General features: G+C 71.9%; 14 protein-coding genes. 4 read left to right on the forward strand and 10 right to left on the reverse strand.

Annotation, left to right across the window (positions count from 1 at the left end):
• Positions 1–101: 101 nt before the first annotated feature.
• The 3 genes from ACFC1X_RS10605 to deoC are packed head-to-tail and all read right to left on the reverse strand — an operon-like array spanning position 102 to position 3,447.
• Complete coding sequence (locus ACFC1X_RS10605) at positions 102–995, reverse strand: aldehyde dehydrogenase family protein (RefSeq protein ID WP_376350871.1); 894 nt, start codon at positions 993–995, stop codon at positions 102–104.
• Positions 988–2,460, reverse strand: coding sequence for an aldehyde dehydrogenase family protein (locus ACFC1X_RS10610; RefSeq protein ID WP_376351055.1), 1,473 nt, complete (start codon positions 2,458–2,460; stop codon positions 988–990). The genes ACFC1X_RS10605 and ACFC1X_RS10610 overlap by 8 nt, the downstream gene beginning before the upstream one ends.
• Before the next feature lie 12 nt (positions 2,461–2,472).
• A complete protein-coding gene (deoC, locus tag ACFC1X_RS10615; RefSeq protein WP_376350874.1) occupies positions 2,473–3,447 on the reverse strand; it encodes a deoxyribose-phosphate aldolase in 975 nt (324 codons plus the stop codon).
• 113 nt (positions 3,448–3,560) lie between these two features.
• On the opposite strand from deoC, the gene ACFC1X_RS10620 reads away from it, so the two are divergent.
• A complete protein-coding gene (locus ACFC1X_RS10620; RefSeq protein WP_376350877.1) occupies positions 3,561–4,232 on the forward strand; it encodes a PH domain-containing protein in 672 nt (223 codons plus the stop codon).
• A gap of 127 nt (positions 4,233–4,359) precedes the next feature.
• Here ACFC1X_RS10620 and ACFC1X_RS10625 read toward each other — a convergent pair whose 3' ends face one another.
• The 3 genes from ACFC1X_RS10625 to ACFC1X_RS10635 form a co-directional block, all read right to left on the reverse strand.
• The gene (locus ACFC1X_RS10625) at positions 4,360–5,994 is read right to left on the reverse strand and encodes a phospho-sugar mutase (RefSeq protein WP_376350880.1); all 1,635 of its coding nucleotides are present in this window, start codon (positions 5,992–5,994) and stop codon (positions 4,360–4,362) included.
• A 390-nt stretch (positions 5,995–6,384) separates the two neighbouring features.
• Positions 6,385–7,209 (reverse strand): purine-nucleoside phosphorylase, encoded by an 825-nt coding sequence (locus ACFC1X_RS10630; RefSeq protein ID WP_125495170.1) that lies wholly within the window; start codon positions 7,207–7,209, stop codon positions 6,385–6,387.
• Between the two features lie 93 nt (positions 7,210–7,302).
• The gene (locus ACFC1X_RS10635) at positions 7,303–7,740 is read right to left on the reverse strand and encodes a gamma-glutamylcyclotransferase (RefSeq protein WP_125495169.1); all 438 of its coding nucleotides are present in this window, start codon (positions 7,738–7,740) and stop codon (positions 7,303–7,305) included.
• Positions 7,741–7,825: 85 nt separating this feature from the next.
• On the opposite strand from ACFC1X_RS10635, the gene ACFC1X_RS10640 reads away from it, so the two are divergent.
• Together ACFC1X_RS10640 and ACFC1X_RS10645 are read left to right on the forward strand one after the other, a co-directional pair.
• Positions 7,826–9,274, forward strand: a complete 1,449-nt coding sequence (locus tag ACFC1X_RS10640; protein ID WP_376350884.1) for an NAD(P)H-quinone dehydrogenase — start codon at positions 7,826–7,828, stop codon at positions 9,272–9,274.
• Positions 9,275–9,453: 179 nt separating this feature from the next.
• Complete coding sequence (locus ACFC1X_RS10645; protein WP_361352483.1) at positions 9,454–10,440, forward strand: DeoR/GlpR family DNA-binding transcription regulator; 987 nt, start codon at positions 9,454–9,456, stop codon at positions 10,438–10,440.
• A 181-nt stretch (positions 10,441–10,621) separates the two neighbouring features.
• Here ACFC1X_RS10645 and ACFC1X_RS10650 read toward each other — a convergent pair whose 3' ends face one another.
• On the reverse strand, positions 10,622–12,394 hold the full coding sequence (locus ACFC1X_RS10650) for an acetyl/propionyl/methylcrotonyl-CoA carboxylase subunit alpha (protein ID WP_376350887.1): 1,773 nt from the start codon (positions 12,392–12,394) through the stop codon (positions 10,622–10,624).
• Positions 12,395–12,768: 374 nt separating this feature from the next.
• Between ACFC1X_RS10650 and ACFC1X_RS10655 the strand changes: the two genes are divergently transcribed.
• Positions 12,769–13,251, forward strand: a complete 483-nt coding sequence (locus ACFC1X_RS10655; protein WP_376350890.1) for a hypothetical protein — start codon at positions 12,769–12,771, stop codon at positions 13,249–13,251.
• Here the strand turns inward: ACFC1X_RS10655 and ACFC1X_RS10660 are convergent.
• The 3 genes from ACFC1X_RS10660 to ACFC1X_RS10670 all read right to left on the reverse strand — a co-directional run bounded on the left by ACFC1X_RS10660 (position 13,220) and on the right by ACFC1X_RS10670 (position 14,328).
• Positions 13,220–13,843, reverse strand: a complete 624-nt coding sequence (locus ACFC1X_RS10660) for a nucleoside triphosphate pyrophosphatase (protein WP_376350893.1) — start codon at positions 13,841–13,843, stop codon at positions 13,220–13,222. The two genes, ACFC1X_RS10655 and ACFC1X_RS10660, sit on opposite strands and share 32 nt — an antisense overlap.
• Before the next feature lie 38 nt (positions 13,844–13,881).
• The gene (mmpB, locus tag ACFC1X_RS10665; protein WP_272924142.1) at positions 13,882–14,010 is read right to left on the reverse strand and encodes a morphogenic membrane protein MmpB; all 129 of its coding nucleotides are present in this window, start codon (positions 14,008–14,010) and stop codon (positions 13,882–13,884) included.
• A 111-nt stretch (positions 14,011–14,121) separates the two neighbouring features.
• On the reverse strand, positions 14,122–14,328 hold the full coding sequence (locus ACFC1X_RS10670) for an acyl-CoA carboxylase subunit epsilon (protein WP_376350896.1): 207 nt from the start codon (positions 14,326–14,328) through the stop codon (positions 14,122–14,124).
• Position 14,329 lies beyond the last annotated feature (1 nt).

The following is a 14,329-nucleotide window of genomic DNA, read 5'->3' on the forward strand; positions in this document are numbered from 1 at the left end:
CCCGCGCCCGGCGCGCACTTGGGCACGCACGCGAAGAGCCGCGCCTTCCCCGGACGGAGGGAGGGCGCGGCTCGCTTCGGTGCGCGCGGTGCCGCGGTCGTTCAGTACGACGAGCCGGACGCGCCCAGCGCGCCCGTCGGGTGCCAGACCGTCTTCGTCTCCAGGAACGCCGTCATGCGGTCGGTGCCCGGTGTCGCGGACCAGTCCGCGTTGTCCACAGCCTGTGGACGCAGGACGCGCTTGAGGTTGTCCGCCGCCGCGATCTCCAGCTCCTTCGCCAGCGCCTCGTCGGCACCCGCGAGGTCGATCGCGTTGACGTCCTGGTGGGCGGCGAGCGGGGTGGCGATCTCCGCCGTACGGCCGGAGAGGATGTTGACCACGCCGCCGGGGAGGTCGGAGGTGGCCAGCACCTCGCCGAGGGAGAGGGCGGGGAGCGGGGACTTCTCGCTCGCGATCACGACCGCGGTGTTGCCCGTCGCGATGACCGGGGCGACGACCGAGACCAGGCCCAGGAAGGACGACTCCTGCGGGGCCAGGACGGCGACGACGCCCGTCGGCTCCGGCGAGGACAGGTTGAAGAACGGGCCCGCGACCGGGTTGCCGCCGCCCACCACCTGGGCGATCTTGTCGGTCCAGCCCGCGTACCAGACCCAGCGGTCGATCGCCGCGTCCACCTGCGCCGCCGCCTTCGACTTCGACAGGCCCTCGGCGCCGGCGACCTCCGCGACGTACTGCTCGCGGCGGCCCTCCAGCATCTCGGCGACGCGGTAGAGGATCTGGCCGCGGTTGTACGCCGTCGCGCCGGACCAGCCGCCGAACGCCTTGCGCGCGGCGACCACCGCGTCACGGGCGTCCTTGCGGGAGGAGAGCGGGGCGTTCGCCAGCCACTTGCCCTTTGCGTCGGTCACCTCGTACACCCGGCCGCTCTCCGAACGCGGGAACTTCCCGCCGACGTACAGCTTGTAGGTCTTGAAGACACTGAGTCGCTCAGACATCGAGGTACGCCTCCAGGCCGTGGCGGCCGCCCTCGCGGCCGAAGCCCGACTCCTTGTAGCCGCCGAAGGGCGACGTCGGGTCGAACTTGTTGAACGTGTTGGACCAGATCACACCCGCGCGGAGCTTGTTCGCCACCGCCAGGATGCGCGAGCCCTTCTCCGTCCAGATGCCCGCGGACAGGCCGTACGGCGTGTTGTTGGCCTTGGCGACCGCCTCGTCCGGCGTGCGGAACGTGAGGACCGACAGGACCGGGCCGAAGATCTCGTCGCGGGCGACGGTGTGCGCCTGGGTGACGTTGGTGAAGAGCGTCGGCGCGAACCAGTAGCCGGAGGACGGCAGCTCGCAGGCCGGGGACCAGCGCTCGGCGCCCTCCGCCTCGCCCTGGTCCGCCAGCGCGGTGATCCGCGCCAGCTGCTCGGCCGAGTTGATCGCGCCGATGTCGGTGTTCTTGTCCAGCGGGTCGCCCAGGCGCAGGGTGCCCAGGCGGCGCTTGAGGGAGTCGAGCAGCTCGTCGTGGATCGACTCCTGGACCAGCAGGCGGGAACCCGCGCAGCAGACCTGGCCCTGGTTGAAGAAGATGCCGCTCACGATGCCCTCGACGGCCTGGTCGATCGGGGCGTCGTCGAAGACGATGTTGGCGCCCTTGCCGCCCAGTTCGAGGGTGAGCTTCTTGCGGGTGCCCGCGACCGTGCGCGCGATCTCCTTGCCGACGGCCGTGGAGCCGGTGAAGGCGACCTTGTTCACGTCGGGGTGGGCGGTCAGCGCGGCGCCGGCGCGGCCGTCACCGGTGACGATGTTGACGACGCCCCGGGGCAGGCCCGCCTGACGGCAGATGTCCGCGAAGAACAGGGCGGAGAGGGGGGTCGTCTCGGCGGGCTTGAGGACGACCGTGTTGCCGGTCGCCAGCGCCGGGGCGATCTTCCACGCCAGCATCAGGAGCGGGAAGTTCCAGGGGATGACCTGGCCCGCGACGCCCAGCGGGCGCGGGTTCGCGCCGCTGTGCTCGTTTGTCGTCCTCCGGCCGAACCCGGCGTGGTCGAGCTTGTCGGCCCAGCCCGCGTAGTAGAAGAAGTGCGCGGCGACCAGGGGGAGGTCCGCGTCGCGCGTCTCCCGGATCGGCTTGCCGTTGTCCAGGGTCTCCAGGACGGCCAGCTCGCGGCTGCGCTCCTGGATGATCCGGGCGATGCGGAAGAGGTACTTCGCGCGCTCGGCGCCGGGGAGCGCCGACCACTTCTCGAAGGCCTTGCGGGCGGCCTTGACCGCGCGGTCGACGTCCGCCTCGCCCGCCTCGGCGACCTCGGAGAGGACCTCCTCGGTGGCGGGGGCGACGGTCTTGAAGACCTTGCCGTCGGCGGCGGCGGTGAACTCGCCGTCGATGAACAGGCCGTAGGAGGGGGCGATGTCGACGACCGAGCGGGACTCGGGCGCCGGTGCGTACTCGAATGCGGGTGTCTGCTTGTCCATGGTCATGGGGTCTCAGTCCACCGTCACGTAGTCGGGGCCGGAGTAGCGGCCGGTGGCCAGCTTCTGGCGCTGCATCAGCAGGTCGTTCAGCAGCGAGGAGGCGCCGAAGCGGAACCAGTGGTTGTCCAGCCAGTCCTCGCCCGCGGTCTCGTTGACCAGGACCAGGAACTTGATCGCGTCCTTGGTGGTACGGATGCCGCCGGCCGGCTTCACGCCGACCTGGACGCCGGTCTGCGCGCGGAAGTCGCGGACCGCCTCCAGCATCAGCAGGGTGTTGGAGGGCGTGGCGTTGACCGCGACCTTGCCGGTGGACGTCTTGATGAAGTCCGCCCCGGCCAGCATGCCGAGCCAGCTGGCGCGCCGGATGTTGTCGTACGTCGACAGCTCGCCGGTCTCGAAGATGACCTTGAGGCGGGCGGACGTCCCGCAGGCCTCCCGTACGGCGGTGATCTCGTCGTACACCTTCATGTAGTGCCCCGCGAGGAACGCCCCGCGGTCGATGACCATGTCGACCTCGTCCGCGCCCGCCGCCACGGCCTCGCGCACGTCGGCCAGCTTGACGGCCAGCGAGGCGCGGCCCGCCGGGAACGCGGTGGCGACCGAGGCGACCTTCACGTCCGAGCCGGCGACGGCCGCCTTCGCGGCGGGCACCATGTCGGGATAGACGCAGACGGCCGCCGTGGCCGGGGCCGTGCGGTCGGTCGGGTCGGGGCGGACCGCCTTCGCGCCGAGCGCCCGGACCTTGCCGGGGGTGTCCGCGCCTTCCAGCGTCGTCAGATCGACCATCGAGATGGCGAGGTCGAGGGCGTACGCCTTCGCGGTGGTCTTGATGGAACGGGTGCCGAGCGAGGCGGCGCGCGCCTCCAGGCCGACCGTGTCGACGCCGGGCAGTCCGTGGAGGAAGCGGCGCAGCGTGCTGTCGGACGCGGTGACGTCGGCGAGTCCGTGTGCGGGTGCGGCGGATGCAGCGGGTGCAGTGGTGGGCATGGTCACCAGGCGAGCATATCTACGCGCGTAGCGGCTGTACAGTCCCGGGCGCTCATTGTGTGCGGCGGCACCACCTATGAGCGCCGGCCGCGCCGTCGGGCACAATCGGCAGCATGACGACCCCGGAGCCACAGTCCCCCTCGCCGCAGCCGCCGGTGCCCGCGTCCAAGGACCGCGTCTACCGCTCGCCCGCGGGCATCGCCGGTGGCGTGCTGCTGCTCGCGCTCGCCCTGTGGCTCGGTATCGACGCCCTGGTCGCGGGCGAGGGGCGCACTCCGTGGACGGCTGCCGCGGCGCTGCTCTTCCTGGTGCCGCTGATCGCCGCCTACACGGTGCGGCCCGCCGTCTTCGCCGGCGACGACCGGATGCGGGTGCGCAATCCCTTCCGCGTGATCGTGCTGCCCTGGGGGCAGGTCGAGTCGTTCCGGTCCGCCTACTCCAACGAGGTCTTCAGCGAGGCCGGCGACAAGTACCAGCTCTGGGCCCTTCCGGTCTCGCTGCGCGGGCGCAAGAAAGCGGCGCGGCAGGAGTCCCGGCGGGTCGCCGGGGGTGGCCGGGGGCGGGGCGGTCTGCTCGGGGGCGGCCGGGGGGCCGGTTCCGGCGTGGACGAGGGGCCGGTGCGGGCCGAGGCCGACAAGGTCATGGACGAGCTGCGGGAGCTGTGGGAGGCGCGGAAGGACGCGGAGACCTCGCGGGGCGAGGTGGCTGTGCGGTGGGCCTGGGAGGTTGTGGTGCCGGTGGTGGTGGGGGCCGTGGGGTTGGCGGTGTTGCTGGGGATTGGGTGACTGGGCGGGTGGGTCGCCGGGTGCCCGGGGCACCGGGTGGTCTGGCGGCTGGGTGGCCGGGTCGCCGGGTGGCTGGGTGGCCTGGAGGGCCGGCGGGGGTGCGTTGTCTTGCGCACCCCCCGGTGCGTCAGATGCCTGCCGCTGCTGAGAGGTCGCGCTTGAGTGTCGTCAGCAGGTCCGTCGCCTTCGTGCGGGCCGCCGGGAGGTCGGCGTGCGTGCCGACCGGGACGACCACCTCCAGGTAGCACTTCAGCTTCGGTTCCGTGCCGCTCGGGCGGACGATGACGCGTGCGCCGTCCAGGGTGTAGCGCAGGCCGTCCGTGGGCGGGAGCGTGGCCGTGCCCCGCGTGAGGTCCTCGGCGTCGGTGACCGGCAGGCCCGCGAGGTGGGACGGGGGCTGCTCGCGCAGGCGGTGCATCGCGGCCGAGATGAGGGACAGGTCCTCCACGCGGACCGAGAGCTGGTCGGTGGCGTGCAGGCCGTGCTCCACGGCCAGGTCGTCGAGGAGGTCGAGGAGGGTGCGGCCGTCCTCCTTGAGGGTGGAGGCCAGCTCCGTGATCAGGAGCGCGGCGGTGATGCCGTCCTTGTCGCGGACGCCCTCCGGATCCACGCAGTAGCCGAGGGCCTCCTCGTAGCCGTAGCGGATGCCGTCGACGCGGGCGATCCACTTGAAGCCGGTGAGGGTCTCGACGTGCGGGCGGTCCGCCTTCTCCGCGATGCGGCCGAGGAGGGACGACGACACGATCGACTCCGCGAACGTGCCCTGCGCTCCGCGGGTGACCAGGTGGGCGGCCAGGAGGGCGCCGACCTCGTCGCCGCGGAGCATGCGCCAGTCGTCCGTGGCGTCCTGTACCGCCACCGCGAGGCGGTCGGCGTCCGGGTCGTTGGCGATGATCAGGTCGGGGGCCGTCTCGCGGGCCCTCGCGAAGGCGAGGTCCATCGCGCCGGGCTCCTCCGGGTTGGGGAAGGCGACGGTGGGGAAGTCCGGGTCGGGGTCCGCCTGCTCGGTGACGAGGGCGGGGGTGGGGAAGCCGGCCCGGGCGAAGGCGGCGAGGAGGGTGTCCTTGCCGACGCCGTGCATCGCGGTGTAGACCGTGCGGGCCGTGCGGGGGGAGTCGGGGGAGAGGACCGCGTCCGTGCGGGCGAGGTAGGCGTCGAGGACGTCGTCGTCGAGGGTCTGCCAGCCGGTGGTGGGGCGGGGGACGTCGTGCAGGGAGGCTACGGCGTCGATCTCCGCGGCGATGTCGACGTCCGCGGGGGGCACGATCTGGGAGCCGTCGCCCAGGTACACCTTGTAGCCGTTGTCGCGGGGCGGGTTGTGGCTGGCCGTGACCTCCACGCCGGCGACCGCGCCGAGGTGGCGGATGGCGAAGGCGAGCACCGGGGTGGGGAGGGGGCGGGGGAGTACGGCCGCCCTGAGGCCGGCGCCGGTCATGACCGCGGCGGTGTCCGCCGCGAAGTCCTGTGACTTGTGGCGGGCGTCGTAGCCGATGACGACGAGGCCGTTGGTGTTGCCGTGTTTCTTGAGGTAGGCGGCGAGGCCCGCTGCGGCGCGGATGACCACGGAGCGGTTCATGCGCATGGGGCCGGCGCCGAGCTCGCCGCGGAGGCCCGCGGTGCCGAACTGGAGGGTGCCGGAGAAGCGTGCGGTGAGCTCTGCGCGGTCCTCGGCGTCGATGAGCTTGGCGAGTTCGGCGCGGGTGTCCGCGTCGGGGTCCTCGGCCAGCCATGCCTTGGCCCGTGCGAGGAGGTCGTCTTGCACGTCGGTCAGCCTCTCGTGTGTCGGTTGTGTGCGGGGTGCCTGCGGCGGCCTGTGGCTGCTTCGGTGGGGGTGCGCGTAGCGCGGTGCGTGGTCCTGTGGGTCGGGGCCGCGCCGGGGGGTGTCCGTCCTCGGAACGGCGCGGAATCGGTCGGCCACAGAAGTGCCCTGCGTTGACGCGCCAACCGCTGCGGGCGGACACCCCCCGACACGACCCCTTCGCGCCGTACGCGGCTATCCGGACGCCCCCCGGCTGCCGGTAGTCGCTCCCGCCCTAGCTGCGGGCAGTCGTGCCGCTGGGGCGGCACGGGTGGGCGCAGCGGCACCCGGCCAGCGCCGGCTCGCGTCACCCACCCCGGCCCACAGGCGCGCCGGGTGCCGAGCGGCGTCGGGTTACAGCCGGCCCAGCACCTGGGTCAGCAGCGCGCCCATCCGGGTGGCGGAGTCGCGGCCTGCCTGGAGGACCTCCTCGTGGTTGAGGGGCTCGCCCGTCATGCCCGCGGCGAGGTTGGTGACCAGGGAGATGCCCAGTACCTCCGCGCCGGCCTCGCGCGCGGCGATCGCCTCCAGGACCGTCGACATGCCCACCAGGTCGGCCCCGATGACGCGGGCCATGCGGATCTCGGCCGGGGTCTCGTAGTGCGGGCCGGGGAACTGGGCGTAGACGCCCTCCTCCAGCGTGGGGTCGACCTCCTTGCACAGGGCCCGCAGGCGGGGGGAGTAGAGGTCGGTGAGGTCGACGAAATTGGCGCCGATGATGGGGGAGGTCGCGGTGAGGTTGATGTGGTCGCTGATCAGGACCGGCTGGCCGGGGCGCATGCCCTCGCGCAGGCCGCCGCAGCCGTTGGTCAGGATGATCGTCTTGGCGCCGGCCGCCACCGCGGTGCGGACGCCGTGGGAGACGGCGGCGACGCCGTGGCCCTCGTAGTAGTGGGTGCGGCCCAGGAAGACCAGTGCGCGCTTGTCGCCGATCGAGTACGAGCGGATCTTGCCGCCGTGACCCTCCACCGCGGGCTTGGGGAAGCCCGGCAGGTCGGTGACCTGGAGATCGGCCTCGGGGGCGCCCAGGGCGTCCACGGCCGGTGCCCAGCCGGAGCCCATCACGAGGGCGACGTCGTGGGTCTCGGCGCCGGTGAGTTCGCGCAGGCGGGCCGCGGCGGCGTCGGCGGCGGCGTAGGGGTCGCCCTGGATGTCGTCCGGAAGAAGAGATGCGTTCACGCCGAAGAGGGTAGCCGGTTTCCGCCTACGCGCGTAGATGACAGAGGTCACGGGATGGTGATGGTTGGGTTGGAGGATCTGACAGGGGTGGCGTCAGCAGGGGCGCTTGCGCAGTTCCATCACGTAGTCGTGCGGCGCGCCGGCCGATTCGGCCGCGTCCGCCACCTCGCCCAGGTAGCGGGCGGAGGGCAGGCCGCCCTCGTAGGCGTTCAGGACGTACGTCCATGCCTTCTCCTCGCCCTCCAGGGTGTGGACGCGCACCCGGGTGCGGCGGTATATGTCCAGCCCCACGCCCTCCCAGCGGTCCAGCGAGTCCTCGTCCATCGGGGCGACGTCGTAGAGCGCCACGAAGACCTGCGAGATCGGGTCCTCGACCAGGGTCGCCAGCGCGCCCTCCCAGCCCATGTGCTCGCCCCCGAAGGTCAGCCGCCACCCGTTCAGCCAGCCGGTCGCGCGCAGCGGCGAGTGCGGGGCGCGGCGGGTCATGAGCCGCGCGTCGAGGTTGCCGGCATAAGCGGCGTAGAGCGACATGGGGGAAGGGTACGACAGGCGCCACGCGCATCACGTTCGTAACGGTGGTGCCCCCGGGCAGCCTCCCGTTGAAGGGTGCGGGACAATGGAGTACGTGACTCGGATCGTGATCATTGGCGGCGGACCCGGCGGATACGAAGCGGCGCTGGTGGCCGCGCAACTCGGTGCGGAGGTGACCGTCGTCGACTGCGACGGTCTGGGCGGGGCGTCGGTGCTGACCGACTGCGTGCCGTCCAAGACCCTCATCGCCACGGCCGAGGTGATGACCACCTTCGACTCCTCCTACGAGGAGCTGGGGATCATCGTCGCCGACGACACCCCGCCCATGGAGCAGGCCGCCCGGGTCGTGGGCGTCGACCTCGGGAAGGTCAACCGACGGGTCAAGCGGCTCGCGCTCGCCCAGTCGCACGACATCACCGCCTCCGTGACGCGGGCCGGCGCGCGGGTCATGCGCGGGCGTGGCCGGCTGGAGGGGATGCAGGCGCTCGACGGGTCGCGGAAGGTCGTGGTGCGCGCCGCCGACGGGAGCGAGGAGACGCTCACCGCCGATGCCGTGCTGATCGCCACCGGCGGTCATCCGCGTGAGCTGCCGGACGCGCGGCCCGACGGGGAGCGCATCCTGAACTGGACCCAGGTGTACGACCTGGACGAGTTGCCGGAAGAGCTGATCGTGGTCGGGTCCGGTGTGACCGGTGCCGAGTTCGCCGGTGCCTACCAGGCGCTCGGGTCGCGGGTCACCCTCGTGTCGTCGCGGGATCGGGTGCTGCCCGGCGAGGACCCCGACGCCGCCGCCGTACTCGAGGACGTCTTCCGGCGGCGCGGCATGAACGTCATGTCGCGGTCCCGGGCCCAGTCCGCCAAACGGGTGGGAGACCGGGTGGAGGTCACGCTCGCCGACGGGCGGGTCATCACCGGGTCGCACTGTCTGGTGGCCGTCGGCGCCATCCCCAACACCGACGGGATGGGTCTTGAGGAGGCCGGGGTCAAGCTCAAGGACTCCGGGCACATCCGCACCGACCGCGTGTCGCGGACCTCGGCTCCCGGTGTGTACGCCGCCGGTGACGTCACCGGCGTCTTCGCGCTGGCTTCGGTGGCGGCGATGCAGGGGCGCATCGCCATGTACCACTTCCTCGGGGACGCGGTCACTCCGCTCAACCTCAAGACCGTCTCCGCCAACGTCTTCACCGACCCCGAGATCGCCACCGTCGGCTACTCCCAGGCCGACGTCGACGGCGGCAAGATCGACGCCCGCGTGGTGAAGCTGCCGCTGCTGCGCAACCCGCGCGCCAAGATGCAGGGCATCCGGGACGGCTTCGTCAAGATCTTCTGCCGGCCCGGCACCGAGATCGTGGTGGGCGGTGTCGTCGTGGCGCCGCGCGCCTCGGAGCTGATCCACCCCATCTCCCTCGCCGTCGACAACAACCTGACGGTCGAGCAGATCGCCAACGCCTTCACCGTGTATCCGTCGCTCTCGGGCTCGATCGCGGAGGTCGCGCGGCAGTTGCACACGCGGAAGGCGGGCGGCGAGGGCTAGCCTGCGGGGACGCGGCTTGAATCGACTCCCCGCTGGTCACAGGGAGTTGTGGAGCGTGCGGGTGGCATAGGCGGGCAGAGTAGGCCCGTATACCACTTCTGGTACTGCCATGCGAACAACTTCTGTTATTCGGCGCATACTGCTGAAAGCAGACGGTCGTTGGGGTTACTGTCAGTTTCGTGTTCGCTGCAGAACGTCGCCAATTGATCCTCGAAATGGTGCGAGCGAACGGGGCCGTGTCGCTCCGTGAGCTCGCCCGCGTCGTCCAGACCTCCGAAGTGACCGTACGGCGGGACGTGCGCGCACTGGAGGCAGAAGGACTCCTCGACCGCCGGCACGGCGGTGCGGTACTGCCGGGCGGGTTCACGCGAGAGTCCGGCTTCCCGCAGAAGTCCCATCTCGCGACCGCCGAGAAGACGGCCATCGCCGATCTCGCCGCGGGCTTCGTCGAAGAGGGCGAGGCCATCGTGGTGGGTGCCGGGACGACCACGCAGGAGCTGGCCCGCCGGCTCGCGCGGGTTCCCGGGCTGACCGTCGTCACCAACTCGCTGCTGGTGGCCCAGGCCCTCGCGCACGCCAACCGGGTCGAGGTCGTGATGACCGGCGGCACGCTCCGCGGGTCCAACTACGCCCTGGTCGGGTCGGGTGCCGAGCAGTCCCTGCAAGGGCTGCGGGTGTCCAAGGCCTTTCTGTCCGGGAGTGGGCTGACGGCGGAGCGGGGGCTGTCCACGTCCAACATGCTGTCGGCGTCCGTCGACCGCGCCCTGGTGCAGGCCGCCGCCGAGGTCGTCGTCCTCGCCGACCACTCCAAGCTGGGCACGGACACCATGTTCCAGACCGTGCCCACGGACCTCATCACCCGCCTGGTCACCGACGAGGCGCCGGCCCACGACGACCGTGCCGCCACCGAGCTGCAGGCCCTTGCCGACCAAGGGGTGCAGATCGCCGTGGCGGGGGCGTCCGGCGGTGCGGCGTCCGGCCCGGGGGGCACCGGGGCCCCGGGGGGTGATGCCGTACCGGCGCGTCAGCAGCGCCGCGACGTGCCGCTTCCGGGGCCGCGCCGACAGGTTCCGGGCGCGGCGGCGGGGCTGCGCTCGGCGACCGCCCTGGGTGAGCAGCCGGCCGGGCCGGAACGGGCGCGCGTCGCCGACATGCGCCGACGCTAGCCGTCTTACGGTCCCCGCAGTCGTCTTACGTCCACGCAGCCGTCTTACGGTCGCCGCAGCCGTCGTGCGGTCCCGGTAGCCGCCGTACGGTCCCGGTCGCGCCCCCCGAAAACGGCGGGGGCGCCCGGCGGGACCGGTTGCTTCGGTCCGCCGGGCGCCCCGGATGCTTCCCGCGGGTGCCTCAGTCCTTGATCTCGCAGATCGCCGCGCCGGAGGTCACGGAGGCTCCGATCTCGGCGCCCAGGCCCTTGATGGTGCCGGACTTGTGGGCGTTGAGGGGCTGCTCCATCTTCATCGCCTCGAGTACGACGATCAGGTCGCCCTCCTGGACCTCCTGGCCCTCCTCGACGGCGATCTTGACGATGGTGCCCTGCATCGGGGAGGCGAGGGTGTCGCCGGAGGCCGCGGGGCCGGACTTCTTCGCCGCGCGGCGCTTGGGGCGGGCGCCGGCCGCCAGGCCGGTGCGGGCCAGGGACATGCCCAGGCTGGAGGGCAGGGAGACCTCCAGGCGCTTGCCGCCGACCTCGACGACGACCGTCTCGCGGCCCGACTCCTCGTCCGCCTCCGTGTCGGCGGGCGCGTTGAAGGGCTTGATGTCGTTGACGAACTCCGTCTCGATCCACCGGGTGTGGACCGTGAACGGGTCGCTGGAGCCGGTCAGCTCCGGTGCGAACGCCGCGTCACGCACGACCGTGCGGTGGAACGGGATGGCCGTGGCCATGCCCTCCACGGTGAACTCGTCCAGGGCGCGGGCGGCGCGCTGGAGGGCTTCCTTGCGGGTGCGGCCGGTGACGATGAGCTTGGCCAGCAGGGAGTCCCACGCCGGGCCGATCACGCTGCCGGACTCGACGCCGGCGTCGAGGCGGACACCGGGGCCGGTGGGCGCCTCGAAGAGGGTGACGGTGCCGGGGGCGGGCAGGAAGCCGCGGCCCGGGTCCTCGCCGTTGATGCGGAACTCGAAGGAGTGGCCGCGCAGCTCCGGGTCGTCGTAGCCGAGCTTCTCGCCGTCGGCGATGCGGAACATCTCGCGGACCAGGTCGATACCGGCGACTTCCTCGGTGACCGGGTGCTCGACCTGCAGGCGGGTGTTGACCTCCAGGAAGGAGATCGTGCCGTCCATGCCGACGAGGAACTCCACGGTCCCGGCGCCGACGTAGCCGGCCTCCTTCAGGATCGCCTTGGAGGACGAGTACAGCTCGTCCATCTGCGCCTGGGACAGGAACGGGGCGGGGGCTTCCTCGACCAGTTTCTGGTGGCGGCGCTGCAGTGAGCAGTCACGGGTGGAGACGACGACCACGTTGCCGTGCTGGTCGGCCAGGCACTGGGTCTCCACGTGGCGGGGCTTGTCGAGGTAGCGCTCGACGAAGCACTCGCCGCGGCCGAACGCGGCCACCGCCTCACGGACGGCGGAGTCGTACAGCTCGGGGACCTCGTCCAGGGTGCGGGCGACCTTCAGGCCGCGTCCGCCACCGCCGAAGGCCGCCTTGATCGCGATCGGCAGGCCGTGTTCCTCGGCGAACGCGACGACCTCGTCGGCGCCGGAGACCGGGTCGGGGGTGCCCGCGACCAGCGGGGCGCCCGCGCGCTGCGCGATGTGCCTGGCCGCGACCTTGTCGCCCAGGTCACGGATGGCGTGCGGGGGCGGACCGATCCAGATCAGCTCCGCGTCGAGGACCGCCTGGGCGAACTCGGCGTTCTCGGAAAGGAATCCGTAGCCGGGGTGAACGGCGTCCGCGCCCGACTCCCGCGCGGCCTTGAGGACCTTGTCGATGTCCAGATAGCTGGTGCCGGGGGTGTCACCACCCAGGGCGAACGCCTCATCAGCGGCACGGACGTGCAGAGCGTCCCGGTCCGGGTCCGCGTAGACGGCCACGCTCGCGATCCCCGCGTCCCGGCAGGCCCGGGCCACACGGACAGCGATTTCGCCACGATTGGCGATGAGCACCTTGCGCACGATTGAGGCTCCCTCCTTGAAACAAGCCGATTTTAGGGACTGCCGACACGGCACTTCGACCCGTCCCCAATGGTGAGCTTGCCCACACGGAGCGTGATTCGAGGCTCGCTCGACCCGCGAAAGCCCTTGTAGTACCGCGCTACGCAGGACTCATGGGGGAAACCCTAGCTCTCCCGTGTGGTCAAGGTCTCTGTAAGAGCGTGCTGCGGGCCACTCCGTTTCTTTGTCGAGTCCCTACTAATGGCCCAATGATTCTTTGCTCGCGGCAGACCCCTTGTCGCGAGGTTTACCCGTTAGTAGCGTTCTGGCTGTCTCGAACATACTTGGGGTAACAGCTGTCCGGTGCGGCAGTGGTCGAAAGTGGGTGGGGACCGGTGTCGGTGCGCAGGCCGGTGGCTTGGATCGTGACCGTCGTGCTCTTCCTGGAGGCGGTCGGCGTCGCGGCGCTGAACTGGTTCCTGGGGATCGTCGTCGACCGGCAGGACATGTCCCTGGCCGGTCTCGACCCGGACATGATGTCCGTGTCCTCGAAGATCGGCGGGGTCGTCTTCGGGCTCTACTTCGCGCTGTGCGGGCTGGTCGCCCTGCTCGTGGCGGTGCGCGACCGCGCGCCCGCCGGGCTCGGCCGGATCCTGCTGATCAGCGCGGCCGTGGTGCACGGGCTGCTCGGGGCCTTCACCTGGGGACTGGTGGGCCCCGGCGCCTTCGTCTTCATGATCGTCGTACTCGGTCTCATCGTGCTGCTGCTGATGACCTACGACGCCCACGAGCGGCCCGCGCCCGCGGCGCGCCCCGAGGACGGCAGGGGCGACGACGGTACGCCGGTCAGCCCGCCGCCGGCGCCCACAACTCCGTGATGCCGGTCCCCAGCTCGGCGAGGAGCCGCCGCAGCAGGGGCAGGCTGAGGCCGATCACGTTGCCGTGGTCCCCGTCGATGCCGTCGATGAACGGGGCCGAGCGGCCGTCCAGGGTGAACGCCCCGGCGACGTACAGCGGCTCCCCGGAGGCCACGTAGGCCGCGATCTCCTCGTCGGTCGGCTCGCCGAAGCGGACGACGGTGGAGGCGGTGGCCGAGACGTGGCGGCCGGAGGCGGTGTCCCAGACGCAGTGGCCGGTCTGCAGGGTGCCCGCCCGGCCGCGCATCGCCTTCCAGCGGGCGGTCGCCTCCTCGGCGTCCGCCGGCTTGCCGAGGGCCCGGCCGTCCAGGTCGAGCACCGAGTCGCAGCCGATCACCAGGGCGCCGTGCACCTCGGGCTTCGCGGCCACGACGGAGGCCTTGGCCTCGGCCAGGGCGAGGGCCAGCTCGGCGGGGGTGGGGGCGGTGACGGCGTCCTCGTCGACCCCGCTCACGAGCACCTCGGGGGCCAGGCCGGCCTGGCGGAGCAGGCCCAGTCGGGCCGGGGACTGGGAGGCGAGGACGAGTCGGCGGCGCGGCTGCTGGTCGGTCATGGGACCAGGGTATCGGCGGCGCGGGGATCGCCGGTGGCTCAGTGCAGGCCGGCGACCAGCATCGCGAGAACCATCGCCAGCGCCAGGAAGACGCCCAGTCGCCGCAGCCTGTGCTGCATGTCGCGGAGTTCTTCGGGCGGCTCGTTCTTCGGGTCGGACCACAGCATGTCACCAGCGTGCGGCTTCGGGAGGGGGCGGCGCTTGAGTACGGGTACCTAGATCGGGGCGCGGGGTTGTTCCGCCGTGCGCGGTTCCCCGCGCCCCTGGGTGGGTTGTCCCTAGCTGGGCCAGTAGGTGCGGCCCCATGAGGCCGGGCCGGGCTGGGGGAGGTGGTGGGTGGCGATCCTGGACGGGTCGGACCACGCGTCCCTGCTGCGTGGCGTGCCCGTGGGCTCGGATTCCGCCGCCGCCGCGCGGGCCCTGACCACCGTCAGGGCCGCGGCCAGTTCCTCCGGGGTCGGGTTTCCCCGTACGACCTTGATCACA

Origin of the sequence: Streptomyces sp. NPDC056128 (assembly GCF_042263835.1) — a bacterium.
In the GTDB taxonomy this organism is placed as follows: Bacteria; Actinomycetota; Actinomycetes; order Streptomycetales; family Streptomycetaceae; genus Streptomyces.

Excerpts from the sequence above, each read along its gene's own strand:
- ACFC1X_RS10605 (WP_376350871.1), bottom strand. The coding sequence starts at position 995 with ATGTCTGAGCGACTCAGTGTCTTCAAGACCTACAAGCTGTACGTCGGC.
- ACFC1X_RS10620 (WP_376350877.1), top strand. The coding sequence starts at position 3,561 with ATGACGACCCCGGAGCCACAGTCCCCCTCGCCGCAGCCGCCGGTGCCC.
- ACFC1X_RS10635 (WP_125495169.1), bottom strand. The coding sequence starts at position 7,740 with ATGTCGCTCTACGCCGCTTATGCCGGCAACCTCGACGCGCGGCTCATG.
- deoC (WP_376350874.1), bottom strand. The coding sequence starts at position 3,447 with ATGCCCACCACTGCACCCGCTGCATCCGCCGCACCCGCACACGGACTC.
- ACFC1X_RS10640 (WP_376350884.1), top strand. The coding sequence starts at position 7,826 with ATGGAGTACGTGACTCGGATCGTGATCATTGGCGGCGGACCCGGCGGA.
- ACFC1X_RS10610 (WP_376351055.1), bottom strand. The coding sequence starts at position 2,460 with ATGGACAAGCAGACACCCGCATTCGAGTACGCACCGGCGCCCGAGTCC.
- mmpB (WP_272924142.1), bottom strand. The coding sequence starts at position 14,010 with ATGCTGTGGTCCGACCCGAAGAACGAGCCGCCCGAAGAACTCCGCGAC.
- ACFC1X_RS10660 (WP_376350893.1), bottom strand. The coding sequence starts at position 13,843 with ATGACCGACCAGCAGCCGCGCCGCCGACTCGTCCTCGCCTCCCAGTCC.